This is a genomic window from Streptomyces sp. NPDC050636 (assembly GCF_040654775.1).
GTDB lineage: Bacteria > Actinomycetota > Actinomycetes > Streptomycetales > Streptomycetaceae > Streptomyces.
This window is the reverse complement of sequence record NZ_JBFAIP010000144.1, coordinates 1-12,302: the sequence shown is the minus strand read 5'-3', so window position 1 is coordinate 12,302 and position 12,302 is coordinate 1. Positions and strand designations below refer to the sequence as shown.

Sequence of the window (12,302 nt, the reverse complement as noted above, 5' to 3'; positions counted from 1 at the left end):
AGCGGGCGTACGAGACGAACCGGGCCCCCTTCTTCGTCGGCAACCACTTCGAGCAGTGGAACGGCGGCATCTACATGGACGCCGTCGAGGAGGCGATCAAGCACATGGCCGACGAGAAGCACAAGGACGTCCGGATGGTCTCCTTCAGGCAGCTGTGCGACTGGCTCGACGCGCAGGACCCGCAGGTCCTCGCGAGCCTGCGCGGACTCGGCGTCGGACAGCAGTTCACCGGCCGCGGCTGACCGCTCCAGAGAGGGCCCGGAAGATCCCCGAACCGCCCGCGCGAACACTTCACATGAGTGCCTGCCTCACCCCCGGCGGTGCTTGGAACGCGCTCTGTGGTGGATGGAGACCAAGGGGTCAGCAGACGAGCCGCATGTGGATGCCGGCGGCGCGGGTGTGCGGAGGCCGGGCTGACGGCGCAGGTGTTCAGGTAGCTCGCTGTGACCCTGCGCAGGATCGTGCCGTCGTGCGCTGCGAACGGGCCGTTCCGGCGCCAGGCCGGAACATGGTGGTGTCATAGGGAGTTTCCAGCCAGGGGCAGGCGGCGTTGGCGAGGAGCGCCTAGATGCGCGGCAGGACGGCGTGGCCCAGGGCGAGCACCATCTCGTCGAAGGCCATGGGTTCGGCTCCGGCTTGGCGGCGGCCGCGGAAGCAGCCGCCCAGCATGGACTCGGTGCGGCGCAACTGCGCGCTGAGTCCCGGCTGGACAGCGACAGCGACAGCGACAGCGCCGTGGCGGCCCGGCGGAGGGCGCCTACCCCGACGGTTGCGCACACCACACGCAGATGCCGTACCTCCTTTTCCCATGGCGTGAATGTGATGGACAGGCGATGTCTTTCGGACAGGGGGTGTCTTCCCTCATGCTTATGCACGCACTGTCACGCACCGAACTTGAGAGGTTGTGACTCCATGAGGCGCCCCCACCGCCTGAAGGCATCACGCCGAATACCCCGAATACTGCTGCCCGTTGTGGCAGCCGCGCTGCTTCTGCTTCTTCTCCCGCTCCTTCCGGGGACGCCATCCGCCCGCGGCGCCACGGCCCCCGACAGTCCGTCGGACTGCGCCCTGCGCGGCACCACCGGCTGGACCGACGAAGGGCACAACACGGACTCCTCCGTGTTCAAGCGCCCGTCAGGAAACATCAAGGTCGCCATGATCTTCGTGGACTTCCCTGATGCAGTCGCCGGCGACGAGTCCGCGGCCGACGACGCGGCGCAACTCACGCCCGGCGCGGACTGGTTGTGGGACGCCTCGTACGGCAAGGCATGGCTCGACATCACCCAGCATCAGCGCTGGGTGCGGATGCCGCACAACTCCACCGACTACGGATACGAGCGCGGGATGACGCACGAGCAGCACGAGGCGTACGTCAAGGACGCGGTCACGGCGGCCGACGCGGACGTGGACTTCTCGCAGTACGACATGGTCTACGTCGTACCGACGAAGAAAGCCTCGGCCATCTCCCACACCCCCACCTATGTGTACCAGCCGGGAACGGAGGGCGTCGTCGCCGACGGCAGCAAGGTCAAGTGGGCGGTCACCTTCGGCCAGGACATGTGGCACTGGGGGAAGAAGGTGGTGGCTCACGAGACCGGCCACACCTTCGGGCTGCCCGACCTGTACGCCTTCGACAAGGGCGACGACGAACACCGCTTCGTGGGCGGATGGGACGTGATGGGCCTGATAGGAGGCGCCGGACCGCAGTACTTCGCCTGGCACTCCTGGAAGCTCGGCTGGACCGACGACAGCCAGGTCGTGTGCCGGGCCTCGGCGGGCAGCGACACCGTCGACCTCACCGCCGTCGAGTACGGGTCCGGCACCAAGATGGCGGTCGTACCCACCGGCCCCACCACCGCGTACGTCGTCGAATCGCGACGGAAGGTCCAGGGGGACGACGGCGTCTGCTCGACAGGCGCGCTGGTCTACAAGGTCGACTCCTCCGTGAAGACCGGTGAAGGGCCGATCCGGGTCATGGACGCCAAACCGAACGCCACCCCGGCGTCCAACTGCCGCCCGCTGGACGATGCCCCCTACTGGGCCGGTGAGTCCTTCACCGACGACGCGGCCGGCGTCCGCATCGAAGTCCTGAGCGCAGACAGCGACGGCGAGACCGTGCGCATCACGAAGTCGTAGCGTCGCGCGGACGGTTGTGCTCCGGCCCACTGCTCCGTGAGCCGGAGCGCAACCGTGCTGAGGCCGCTGCAGGATGCTTCGGGAAAGCGGCACTCCACTTGCCGCGCAGCGCGGACACCGCGAAGGTTGTAACGACGTCCAGGTCAACTGCACAGACCGGCGGGGCTGCCCCGCCGCGCGGCTGGCGCGGCGGAACCAAGCGATTCACCTGAACGGGTGAACTCTCGCATCGCCCGGCATGCCCAGCAGTCGGCCTTGCAAATGCTGAACTGACAGGCCGGGCGTCAGCGAGAGAAGAGGCCAGCAGCAGTGGCTATTGAGATCACCGAAGATTGCATCAACTGTGGGGCATGTGAGCCGGAATGCCCGAACGAGGCGATCAAAGAGGGCAATGAGATCTACGAGATCGACCCGAACCTCTGCTCGGAGTGTGTCGGTTTTTATGATGTGATTCCGTGCCAGGGGGTATGCCCGGTTGAGTGCTGCGTGCCGGACCCGAATCACACGGAGAGCGAAGAGACCCTGATCAACAGGACTCTGAAGCTACATCCCGACGACGAGGAATTGCGCCGGAAGGTGGAGGCCAACGACTTCCCCAGCCGCTTCCGGGTCTAGGTTCCGGCTGGTGGGTCATGCGCAAAGCCAGGGGCGAAAGGCTGCGACGGTCACGGTGCCGTGGAAGACGTATGCCCTCTGCTCGAAGCGAGTGGCCACCGCCCGGTTGGTCGTCAACCGGTTGATCAGCCGCTCGACTTCGTTCCTGCGTGCGTAGCCTGCCGGGTTGAAACCGGTGGGACTGCCGCCGTGGCTGCCGAGGGCCTCATCCGGGCGGGCTGCGCGGGCCGACCGCGCTTGCCGGGTTTCCGCGGCACCTGCTTGCGTGCGCCGGCGGCGTGCTGGTGAGCACGGCACACGGTGGAGTCCACACTCACCATGGACCAGTCGATACGGCCTTTCACGTCGGCATCGGCCTGCACGACCCGGAAGATCCTCTTGCGTGTGTGTACTTGCGGCTGTGCCCGTTTTTGGAGGGGGCGGTGCGGCGGGCGAAGCTCTCGGTCGCTCCCGCGGTGGACTGACCACGAAGCTGCACTTGGCGGCGGATGGCAAGTGCCGCCCGCTGTCGCTGATCATCACGCCGGGGCAGTGGGCGGACTGCACCCAGTTCGAGCCGGTGATGAACACGATTCGTGTCCCTCGGCTGGGCCTGGGGCCGCCCCGCCGCACTCCTGCCGGCGTGGGTGCGGACAAGGCGTATAGCAATCGAAGAACCCGCGCCTATCTGCGTCAGCGCGGGATCCGGCATGTGATCCCGGAGAAGCGGGACCAGGAGGCCGGCCGCCTGCGCCGAGGTGCACGCGGCGGACGGCCCCGGGTTTCGATATGGAGCGGTACAAGAAGCGCATCACTGTAGAGCGGGACGGGCGGTCAACGAGCTGAAACTCCGCGCCCCCAGCCGGGCAGCGCGAGTTCGCTGCGTCTGACCGGGGGCGCGATCGTCGTCATTGGTTTGCGGTTCGTGCTCAGACCAAGGTGGAGATGCAGAACGGGTGGCCGGCGGGGTCTAGCAGGACCCGCCACCGGTCGGGGTCCGGCTGGAATTCGGGTATGACGGCCCCCAGGGCGAGGAGCCGGGCTTGGGCGGCATCCAAGTCATCGACGCCCAGTTCGATGTGGGCCTGCTTTTCCTGAGAAGGGTCCGGCCAGGTGGGACGGCGGTAGTCGGCCAACCGGTTGAATCCCAGTCCGGCCGCGCCCTCCTGGCCGAGCAGGACAAAGTGGTCAGTGGAGAAGACGGTGGACAGGCCGAGGGCCTCGCCGTAGAAGCGGGCCAGTTCGGCGGGGTCCGGGCAGTCGAAGGTGACAGCCGAGTAGCGGAACATGGGTGCGGAGGTGTTTCCCGTATGTGCAGGACGAGGGCGATCGGCCAGAGGGGGTGCAGCTTGGTCTCCCGTGTCCTGGCGTTCTGTACTGCGGAGAGGGTGGAATCCGGCCGTGCACTATTCCTGGCTACTCACCCGGCTTGCGTGACTCCAAGTCAAGCGCCTTGAGCGTTCCTCTGGTCGTAACGATCATCTCTCCAGCGCCGAGATCTCGGAGGGCACTGATCCTGTGTGCGTGGGGTGATCTCTCCATGATCTGGCCGTCCGGTCGCAGGCGGAAGAGTGCACCTTCGCTAGCCACGACGAACCCGTCATCTACTCGAATCACACCGCTCACCAGCGGCTGTCCGACATCTACCCGCCACAATGTCGATCCGGTGTCGGGGTCTGCGGCAAGGTAGCCCGCGCGCGACTCCCGCAACCACACAACGCCGCCGACGAACTCTGCATCCTCAGCAACTAAGTCAACGTCATGGCGGATGAGCTCATCGACAGCGCCTGACGACTGAAGGCGTATCAAGGACCGCGGGCCCAGGCGCGCGAGACAGTGATCAGGGCCGACGGCAGTGAACACCGGGCGAAGCTCACCGTCAGCCAACGGCTCGGGCAATTGCCAGCGAGCCATCTCACTGCCGTCGCGTGGGTCGATCAGCCACGCCTCCGGACCATGGCCCATCAGCACACCGCCGCCCCACGACACTGGAAGCGCCGTATGCGCAGGCAACGGCGTCTGCCACAAAGGCCGCCCGTCCCGGAGATCGAACGCGGCCAGGGGGGTGTAGCCGCGCCAGCCACCGACGAGAACAGTGTCTGTGGAAGCGACGACATGCCCGGAGAAGCGAGGCAGCTCCACGTGCCACAACGCTGCCCCCGTCCTGAGATCGAGGCAGGACAGCTGGTTGGGACTCTGCGGCAGGACCAGGCAACGGCCGTTGGCTATCACGAGGTCGCGCGGCCATGTGCCTATGGGGGCATCCCAGCGTACGGAGCCGTCTTCACGGTCCAAGCAGACGAGGCGGGTGTGACGCTCGTGCACGACGACGCGGTCTTCCGTCACAAGGAACGACGAAGCGGAACCCCTTTGATGGAGATCTCGTTCCCACAGCGTTTCCCTGATCATCCGCATAGCTGATCAGGCAAGTCCCCGTTGAGCAAGCGCATCTCGGGCCTGAACTCCTATCCGTGCCCCAGGGTGCAAAGTAGCCGTCTCGGCTGTCAGTGGGGTTGAGAGTCTTGTGTACGACGCCGACTGAGACACCGACTGAGACGCCGACTCCGGCGGCGATTCCGCGGATCGCCTGGCCTTCGGCGCGGCGGGTGAGTATCACGCCCTGGACTACCTCGCCGACACAGAGTGCGAGATCAAGCTGTACCGCGGCGAACCTCCAGTGCAGCTGAGAGCGCACGACCCAGCCGTGCATGCTCGCGTCCAGATCGTCATGGACTGGAACCGCATCAATGACAACCGCATCCACGTAGTCCGTGGCGACTGAAGGACAGCAGCTGGAGAACGGCGGCCGCCCTTGCCCGGCATCTCCTGGTAGGGGCGCCCAAGGACGTCGAACGGCCGGCGCCTCGGCAGCCGTCGTTGTCACCAAAGCTTGTTGACCAGTACGTTCGTGCCATCGAAGTTTGAGTGAACAGGAACTCGGGGGTGCCGGTGGAAGACTTGGCGGATCTGCGCGCGACGGCAGGCTTCGTCTTCACCAGTGACGAGTCCCCTGCCTACCTGAAGCCTGCAACAGCCGGCGTGAGGCTGACGCTGCCCGTGTTCACTCCGCCGTGGATCGTGGTCGATCACGTGCTGGAGCGAGTGCCTGTCACCAATTGGCCGGGGCGGCTTTTCCGGGTGCGAGTGGTGCCTCCAACGACAGACGAGGAGCGTGCCGCGATGGCACGAGCCGCCGAGGGCCTGGCTTCGCACGCCGACTACACGCGCGCCATCGCCGTCGACCTGCTGGAGGAGCTTTCCCCATCTGCGCTTTTCGGTCCCAACGGCGACGCGGTCGTGCGCGTCATCGAGGTCGCAAGCGCGCTGGATGAGGAAGGTGCGCGGGCACTTGCATCTGCTCGTCGTCCCGCAGCCGAGCGGGAGTACAGCAAGGCATGGGACCGGTGGCTCGCAGAACAGCCAGAAGCCGCGCCCTACCGAGACCAGGAACATGCGTTCACCCTGGCAATCCCCGAGGCCAGCCCCTCGGAATCACCGATCGGGCACGGTTTCTCTCTGATCTGGAAAGTGGTCAGCAGAGGCGCCCAGGACCGAGGGAGCGCAGGGTCCTTCACCTTCGATGACGACGGCGATCAGGTCCTGGCAGACCCATGGGAGACAGCCCTGGGCGCGCTGCTTGATACCGCTATGGCCCTCGGCGCACCGCACCTGGTGGACGGCAACGCCGTCACGGTGTTGACCACGGCGTGGAACACGGTGTTCGAGCCACGGAAACACGCCGACACCGATGCGCCGCAGGGCCATGCTTGACTCAGCCCCGCTCAAACTTCGATGACACATGCTTAGCCTTCGAGGGCACAGGACAGCTGTGACTGATCCGTGTTTCGTCCTCGCATCTGAGTACCCGCACGGATGCCTGGGGCCCTCGGCCCCGAATACGTTCGCTCCATGACAATGTCCGGCCCCACCGCCCTTGCCACCTCCGACCCACGGTCCCTCCTGCCCCGGATATTCGGCGGGATCGCACTGTTCCTGTACGCCGCATTCACCTTCTTCATCGGCTCCCTGGTGGTGGCGGTCGAGATCCGCGAGTACTCCCCGCTGGTCTTCTGGACCCCGCTGCTCTCTGCTCCGGTCGCGTTGGTGATCGGCCTGGCGGGGATCTGCGTACGTGGTGGGAAGGCAGTTGGTCTTTACGTCGGTGCGATGGCGCTGCTCACCGTCGCATGGATAGTGATCAACTCCGCCAAGATGGGCAGCTGACCCCCGGAGCTCACGCGGCCGAGAACGTCCCGCCGGTCGCTCCAGGCTGCTCATCGCGTCAGCCGCACGTGCAGCCGGTCCCACGCCTGCTGAAGCGGTGGCGGTGCGCGATGGCGAAGCGGCCGCCCTGCGCAACGTCAGCTCGCACGTGACCGAGCTGACCGCGCAGGCGATGACAGTCGGTGTCCCCGGACTGTCCTTCACCTGCATCTTGGCCACCCTGGAACCGGTCGTCTTGGAGGGTCAGCCGCCCGTGCGTGGGCATGACCCCGCGGTCCCGCCCCCGGCGGAACGCCCTGTCAGGCCAGCCCGGCAAGGACGGCAGCCAACGGGGCTGGGCCGAGAGGGCCCAGGTGCGGGGCCCGCAAGGAGTGGACATCGAATCGGTTGTCTGGAGTTGCCGTGTCGGCCTCCTTGATCATCCGGTCTTGGAGGGCGAGCGGAAGACTGCGGTCGAGGGTGAAGCGGACGTAGCTGCGGGGGATACGGCCCCAGGTCGCCGGGTGGCCGCGGGCGTCGTCATTGATGAGCGAGGCCGATTCGTCCGGCTCGAATGTGTTGAGCGCGTTGCGGAATGCCATGTCGTCGTAGTCCGCCGCGAAGGCGGCCTTCGCCTTGGCGATGAAGCCGGCGTCCACGGAGCGCCAGTTGTTGCGCAGGACTCCGGTCCGCTCGGGATTCCCCACGCTCGGAATCGTGGGGAGCAGTGTCGTTCTTCCCTCCGGGACCAAGAAGCAGTCGAGGATGCTGCGCATCCGGACGCAGCAGAACGCCGACAGGTACACCAACCGTGCTATTGCATCCGGTAGTTGATTGCCCACCCGGGTGATCGTGGCGCCGCCCATGCTGTGGCCGACCAGGACGACCGGCCCCTGCCGGGCCATACGGCGCACGACGCTGGCGACATGGCGGGTGTTGTCCTCCAGGGTTGTCCGGGCCAGGACCGGGGAGGGCGCGGTCGCGAACGCCGACATGTCCTGTGGCGCTTGGTACGAGAGCGGGAAGTTTCCCTGCGCTCCATGGCCCGGGAGATCCACCGCCAGAGCGCGGTGGCCCGCCAGGGCGAGTGCGGTGATCAGGGGGGCGAAGGCGTAGGCGTTGCTGTTGGCGCCGTGCACGAGGAGGAAGGCCGGCCGGTTCCGGGCTGTGTCTCCCTCACGCCTGGCGTACGTGGTGAGCACGCTTCCCGCCGCGGCGCCCGCCCCTGCCCCGGCGACAAGTGTCCCGGCCCGTAACAGACCCCGCCGGCTGACAGCACGGGCCGGGACGCGCTCGGGTGAAGTCCCGCCAGGCGAGGGGACGTTCGTCGGCTCAGGCATGCGCTCGCCGTCCCGCGCCGCGTGCGACCAGCGCCCAGCCGAGGAGCACCGCGCCGGCGGCTCCGAGCGCCAGGTCGGTCCACTGCGGCAGTCCCGCCCCTCTGAGCAGTCCCGCGACACCGAAGCTGGTGTTCCACAATGCCTCGCTCAGGGCCGACCCGAAACCCTGCACGAACAAAATCGCCCCCAGCAGCCAGCTGGCGCGCTGCCGACTGGTGCCGCCCTGCTGCCTCGTACGCCTCACGGTCATGCCGATTCCTCCGGCCGTCGCACTCAATTTATTCGATACGAACGTATCAATACGAACGTATCACATAGACTCGTGGGCATGCCCAGACAGGTGGATTACGACAGCCGACGGCGTCAGGTCGTGACAGCGGCCTTCGCCCTCGTCAGTGAGCGAGGACTTGAGGGGGTGACCATGCGCGACGTCGCGGCTCGGGCCGGTGTCTCGGTGGGAGCCGTGCAGCGGTGCTTCTCCGGTAAGGAGGAGATGATCGTCTCCGTCGTGGAGGACATGAACCAGCGGGTCAGCGCACGGGTGCGAGGCAGGATCGCCGACTCCGTCGACCCGGACGCGGCCGCGACCATGCTTGAACACACACTCGCCGGCATCGTGCCGCACGACGAAGAGAGCCTCGCGGAGACCCGGGTCTGGCTCGCCTTCGCTGCGCACGCGGCCGTCACCCCCGGCCTGGCAGCCGTCCAGCGCAAGCAGTACGAGGGCCTCGCGGAACTCATCGCCCTTCTGCTCCGCACGGCGCAGGCATCCGGCGACATCCGTTCCGACGCCGACGCCGACCAGGAGGCGGAAGCCCTGATCGCCTTCACCGACGGGCTCAACATGCAGGTCCTGATGGGCCGGCACACCCCGGACTCGGCGCTGGCGGCACTGGACCGCCGACTCTCCGTGCTCCGGGCACCGTAGTGAAAACGGACGACCGCGGTCATGGCTCCGTCTGGTCTCCCGTGTCCTGGCGTTCTGTACTGGAGGGTTCTGTTCCCGTTCCCGAGCCACGGGTGCCTCACCTTCCGCAGGAACACGCAGTTCCCCTGGAGCAACGACCTGCCCTTCATTGCGTGCGGCGGGCCTTACCGGGTGTACGCGCCGCGATACGAGGACCTCCTTGGCGAAGTGGCAACGCCGCAGCAGGCCGCTGCGCTGGTGGTCGCTCACCTCCCACGGGACTGCGGGTCGGCCATCGACGGGCCGTGGCCGGAGCCGGGAAGCCGCACCGGCTGAGCTTGCCTCCCGTCTCTAGCGGGACGACGCTCGTTTCCGAGTTCCAACGGCAGACCGTAACGCCGATCAAACTCGCAAAAGGCGAGGTCCAGGTCCTGCGCGAGACCCTGACCTTGAGGGAGGTGACCGAGAAGGTCGGCCTGTCCGAGGCGACCAGATCACCAAGGGGACCATGACCGGCCGCCGCAGCAAGTCCCGCTGTGAGATCGAAGAGGTGGATCGCGAGTGACCTCGGGAGCCATCCATCGAGGCGATCACCAGCTCCTGTCCGTCCTTCCCGCGCTGCGGCCTGGGCGAGGCCAGGATCTTCGGGGTCGTGGTCAGCTAGAACCGGAAGCCGACGGGCATGCGGGCGTTGTCGTGGATCACAGTCCAGGGCCGACCGATATCCCCTGCGGTCATGCGCCCTTCGTCCAGAACCGCGAGGTCGAAGCCGGCCATCCGCTGTCCGTACAGCCGCTCCCCGCCCGCCAGAGCTGCCTCCAGTGGCCCGCGCACCTTGCGCCGCCCAAGTGATGTCGGTGGGGTCCTCACGGTGGCTTCATTCACTGTCAGAGACAGCGTTTGTCGATGAGTTCGAGCAGCAGTTAGCGATCAGTCGTCATCAAGTTGTTCACCAGTTTTGACGTCACGAAGGGGCTGAACCGGCAGCCAGCCACCGACTTTGTGGATGTCTGTCACGTGGTGTCACTGCGTCCGTCCCGTGGACCGAATGCTGCGAGAGCATCGGCATCGGTTGCCTGCGCTCGGAGGAAGTAGTCGGCCCACTGGGTGATTTCGGCGTAGGAGGAGACCTGGGTCACTTGGGTGATCGCGGCCTCGATATCGAAGTTCGTGGTCCGCAGTTCGACGCCGGGACCCAGGAGCGCCCAGTGGGCTCCGGTGCGCCCGTAGGGCATGCCGACGCTGCCGGGGTTGATGACGAGTCGGCCGTGGACGAGGCGGACGAACGGCATGTGGGTGTGGCCGAGGACCACCGTGCGGACGTCGGCGTCGAGCTCGCTGAATACTTCTTGCCAGCGGTCGAGACGGGAGTCGACCAGGACGACTTCCTCATCATCCCGAGGGGTGGCGTGGCAGAACAGGACTCTCCCCATGCCTTGCAGGGGCAGGGAGAGTGATTGTGGCAAGCGGGCGAGGAGTTCGAGGTGATCCGTGCGTAGTTGTTCGGCAGCCCAGGGAGCGATCGGGTCGGGGATGGTGTCGCGCTGGCCGCGGCGGTATTCGAGGAGCTCGCGGTCGGCGTTCCCACTGACCCAGGCGATACGGTCTCCAAGGGCGGTCAACAGGTCCAGTACCTGGGCTGGTTGCGGGCCGGCTGTGATGTCGCCGGTGAGTACGACGCGGTCCGCAGCGCGCACCTCTGGTTCGTCGAGCACTGCCTGTAGAGCGGGCAGGACTCCGTGGATGTCAGACAGGACGGCTACTCGCTTAAGCATGGTCACTACTGTGGAACGGCGCCCGCCCGGTGGGGGATCGTTCTGCTCCCCGCGTAGCCCGAGTTGTCTCGCAGCAGCGGACCGCCGTCCCGGAGAGCGGTGGTCTGATGAGACGGAACCTGCAGTCGTCAGCCGGCGGTGGCTGGTTCTTCGACTCGGGCTTGGGCGCTGGCGAGGCGGTATGAGTCGGTGCCGGTCTCGATGATGGTGCCGTTAAAGGTGAGGCGGTCGACGATGGCCGCGCAGAGGCGCGAGTCGGTGAAGGTCTTGGTCCAGCCGCCGAAGGACTCGCTGGAGGCGATGGCGACGCTGTTCTTCTCCCCGAGGCGTGTCGCATCGGTCATGGCCGGTCCGCTGCATGACCGATGGCCGATATGCCGGAGTCGGCCATGCCGGTCACCGACTACATCCGCTACGAGCACGCCATCACCGTGCTCAACGTGCAGGCCGGGGAGGACGTGCGCTGGCTGCCCCGCCGCCAGACCGCCGACCTCGCCCTGCCGGGCGCCGACTTCTGGCTCCTGGACGGCAAGGCCGTGCAGTTCAACCACTTCACCGGAGACGGCGACTGGGCGGCCAAGGAACGCACCGATAACCCGGATACTGCGGCGCTGTGTGCGGCCGCGTTCGAGGCGGTGTGGCAGCGCGCCGTCCTGCACGAGAAGTACACCGTCTGACCAACACGGACAGCCATGCCCGCCTCCCCCTCCTCCAGCGCCCAGGCCGCGAGCGAAGCCCTCGCCGTGCGCCTGGCCCTACCTGGCACAGCAAGACGTCCTAGCCCGCAACGCTGCCGCCCGCCTCTGCCGCGCCTACACCTCCAACGTGATCCCCGGCTTCTTCCAGACCGCCGGCTACGCCGAGGCCCTGATTCGCTCCATCACCAACTTCCAGGGAACCCCCGACGACATCCCCGACGCCGTCGCCGCCCGCCTGGCCCGCTCCCGCTTCCTGTACGAAGGCGGCCACCGCTTCGTCGTCCTCATCGAGGAGTGGGTGCTGCGTACGAAGATCGGCACCGCCGAGAGGATGGCCGGCCAACTCGCACACCTGCTCACCGTGATGCCGCTGCCCTCGGTCTCCCTCGGCATCATCCCTCTCGGCGCCGAGCGCACCGTGTGGCCGCTCGAGGGGTTCTACCTCTACGACGACCACCACACCGTGGTCGAAACGCTGACCGCGTCGATCAACGTCCGCCAGCCGCGCGAGCTTGCCGACTACACCCGCGCCTTCACCGGCCTCGCCACGATGGCCGTCCACGGTGACGCGGCCCGGACCCTCATCCGGGCCGCGTGGATGATCTGGGAGGATGTCCACGGTGACGCGGCCCGGACCCTCATCCGGGCC

The 12,302-nt window shown here is 66.9% G+C and carries 13 protein-coding genes and 6 pseudogenes; 10 read left to right on the top strand and 9 right to left on the bottom strand.

Annotation, left to right across the window (positions count from 1 at the left end):
• Positions 1 to 242, top strand: a pseudogene (locus AB0I10_RS38185) (hypothetical protein); the annotation flags it as partial.
• A 322-nt stretch (positions 243 to 564) separates the two neighbouring features.
• Here the strand turns inward: AB0I10_RS38185 and AB0I10_RS38180 are convergent.
• Positions 565 to 687, bottom strand: a complete 123-nt coding sequence (locus tag AB0I10_RS38180) for a hypothetical protein (RefSeq protein ID WP_363157347.1) — start codon at positions 685 to 687, stop codon at positions 565 to 567.
• Positions 688 to 912: 225 nt separating this feature from the next.
• Between AB0I10_RS38180 and AB0I10_RS38175 the strand changes: the two genes are divergently transcribed.
• Together AB0I10_RS38175 and AB0I10_RS38170 are read left to right on the top strand one after the other, a co-directional pair.
• Positions 913 to 2,136 carry a M6 family metalloprotease domain-containing protein gene (locus AB0I10_RS38175; RefSeq protein WP_363157346.1) on the top strand — a complete coding sequence of 408 codons (1,224 nt, stop codon included), beginning with the start codon at positions 913 to 915 and terminating at the stop codon, positions 2,134 to 2,136.
• A gap of 309 nt (positions 2,137 to 2,445) precedes the next feature.
• Complete coding sequence (locus tag AB0I10_RS38170) at positions 2,446 to 2,751, top strand: YfhL family 4Fe-4S dicluster ferredoxin (RefSeq protein WP_363157345.1); 306 nt, start codon at positions 2,446 to 2,448, stop codon at positions 2,749 to 2,751.
• Between the two features lie 15 nt (positions 2,752 to 2,766).
• Here AB0I10_RS38170 and AB0I10_RS38165 read toward each other — a convergent pair.
• Positions 2,767 to 3,137: pseudogene (locus AB0I10_RS38165) on the bottom strand (hypothetical protein); the annotation flags it as partial.
• A gap of 47 nt (positions 3,138 to 3,184) precedes the next feature.
• Here AB0I10_RS38165 and AB0I10_RS38160 point away from each other — a divergent pair.
• Positions 3,185 to 3,555 (top strand): annotated as a pseudogene (locus AB0I10_RS38160) (transposase); the annotation flags it as partial.
• Between the two features lie 104 nt (positions 3,556 to 3,659).
• Here the strand turns inward: AB0I10_RS38160 and AB0I10_RS38155 are convergent.
• Both AB0I10_RS38155 and AB0I10_RS38150 read right to left on the bottom strand, forming a co-directional pair.
• A complete protein-coding gene (locus AB0I10_RS38155) occupies positions 3,660 to 4,019 on the bottom strand; it encodes a VOC family protein (RefSeq protein ID WP_363157344.1) in 360 nt (119 codons plus the stop codon).
• Between the two features lie 127 nt (positions 4,020 to 4,146).
• On the bottom strand, positions 4,147 to 5,139 hold the full coding sequence (locus AB0I10_RS38150) for a PQQ-binding-like beta-propeller repeat protein (RefSeq protein WP_363157343.1): 993 nt from the start codon (positions 5,137 to 5,139) through the stop codon (positions 4,147 to 4,149).
• Between the two features lie 534 nt (positions 5,140 to 5,673).
• On the opposite strand from AB0I10_RS38150, the gene AB0I10_RS38145 reads away from it, so the two are divergent.
• Both AB0I10_RS38145 and AB0I10_RS38140 read left to right on the top strand, forming a co-directional pair.
• Entirely contained in the window at positions 5,674 to 6,501 is an 828-nt protein-coding gene (locus tag AB0I10_RS38145; protein ID WP_363157342.1) for a hypothetical protein, read from the top strand.
• A 138-nt stretch (positions 6,502 to 6,639) separates the two neighbouring features.
• Positions 6,640 to 6,954, top strand: coding sequence for a hypothetical protein (locus AB0I10_RS38140; RefSeq protein WP_363157341.1), 315 nt, complete (start codon positions 6,640 to 6,642; stop codon positions 6,952 to 6,954).
• 299 nt (positions 6,955 to 7,253) lie between these two features.
• Here the strand turns inward: AB0I10_RS38140 and AB0I10_RS38135 are convergent, their stop codons facing one another.
• Positions 7,254 to 8,273, bottom strand: a complete 1,020-nt coding sequence (locus tag AB0I10_RS38135) for an alpha/beta fold hydrolase (protein ID WP_363157340.1) — start codon at positions 8,271 to 8,273, stop codon at positions 7,254 to 7,256.
• Positions 8,266 to 8,523, bottom strand: a complete 258-nt coding sequence (locus AB0I10_RS38130; protein ID WP_363157339.1) for a hypothetical protein — start codon at positions 8,521 to 8,523, stop codon at positions 8,266 to 8,268. The genes AB0I10_RS38135 and AB0I10_RS38130 overlap by 8 nt, the downstream gene beginning before the upstream one ends.
• A 78-nt stretch (positions 8,524 to 8,601) precedes the next feature.
• Here AB0I10_RS38130 and AB0I10_RS38125 point away from each other — a divergent pair, with 78 nt between their 5' ends.
• A complete protein-coding gene (locus AB0I10_RS38125; protein ID WP_363157338.1) occupies positions 8,602 to 9,201 on the top strand; it encodes a TetR/AcrR family transcriptional regulator in 600 nt (199 codons plus the stop codon).
• Positions 9,202 to 9,222: 21 nt separating this feature from the next.
• A complete protein-coding gene (locus AB0I10_RS38120) occupies positions 9,223 to 9,516 on the top strand; it encodes a DUF6193 family natural product biosynthesis protein (protein ID WP_363157337.1) in 294 nt (97 codons plus the stop codon).
• 243 nt (positions 9,517 to 9,759) lie between these two features.
• Here the strand turns inward: AB0I10_RS38120 and AB0I10_RS38115 are convergent.
• The 3 genes and pseudogenes from AB0I10_RS38115 to AB0I10_RS38105 form a co-directional block, all read right to left on the bottom strand.
• A pseudogene (locus AB0I10_RS38115) lies at positions 9,760 to 10,026 on the bottom strand (helicase); the annotation flags it as partial.
• Positions 10,027 to 10,193: 167 nt separating this feature from the next.
• A complete protein-coding gene (locus tag AB0I10_RS38110) occupies positions 10,194 to 10,955 on the bottom strand; it encodes a metallophosphoesterase family protein (RefSeq protein ID WP_363157336.1) in 762 nt (253 codons plus the stop codon).
• 128 nt (positions 10,956 to 11,083) lie between these two features.
• A pseudogene (locus AB0I10_RS38105) lies at positions 11,084 to 11,275 on the bottom strand (ATP-binding protein); the annotation flags it as partial.
• A gap of 72 nt (positions 11,276 to 11,347) precedes the next feature.
• On the opposite strand from AB0I10_RS38105, the pseudogene AB0I10_RS38100 reads away from it, so the two are divergent.
• Together AB0I10_RS38100 and AB0I10_RS38095 are read left to right on the top strand one after the other, a co-directional pair.
• A pseudogene (locus AB0I10_RS38100) lies at positions 11,348 to 11,632 on the top strand (DUF6879 family protein); the annotation flags it as partial.
• A gap of 148 nt (positions 11,633 to 11,780) precedes the next feature.
• The coding region (locus tag AB0I10_RS38095; protein WP_363157335.1) for a DUF5753 domain-containing protein at positions 11,781 to 12,302 on the top strand (522 nt) is incomplete at its 3' end.

Coding starts and splice junctions, on each gene's coding strand:
- AB0I10_RS38150 (WP_363157343.1), bottom strand. CDS start 5,139: ATGATCAGGGAAACGCTGTGGGAACGAGATCTCCATCAAAGGGGTTCC.
- AB0I10_RS38155 (WP_363157344.1), bottom strand. CDS start 4,019: ATGTTCCGCTACTCGGCTGTCACCTTCGACTGCCCGGACCCCGCCGAA.
- AB0I10_RS38120 (WP_363157337.1), top strand. CDS start 9,223: ATGGCTCCGTCTGGTCTCCCGTGTCCTGGCGTTCTGTACTGGAGGGTT.
- AB0I10_RS38110 (WP_363157336.1), bottom strand. CDS start 10,955: ATGCTTAAGCGAGTAGCCGTCCTGTCTGACATCCACGGAGTCCTGCCC.
- AB0I10_RS38125 (WP_363157338.1), top strand. CDS start 8,602: ATGCCCAGACAGGTGGATTACGACAGCCGACGGCGTCAGGTCGTGACA.
- AB0I10_RS38140 (WP_363157341.1), top strand. CDS start 6,640: ATGACAATGTCCGGCCCCACCGCCCTTGCCACCTCCGACCCACGGTCC.
- AB0I10_RS38135 (WP_363157340.1), bottom strand. CDS start 8,273: ATGCCTGAGCCGACGAACGTCCCCTCGCCTGGCGGGACTTCACCCGAG.
- AB0I10_RS38130 (WP_363157339.1), bottom strand. CDS start 8,523: ATGACCGTGAGGCGTACGAGGCAGCAGGGCGGCACCAGTCGGCAGCGC.
- AB0I10_RS38175 (WP_363157346.1), top strand. CDS start 913: ATGAGGCGCCCCCACCGCCTGAAGGCATCACGCCGAATACCCCGAATA.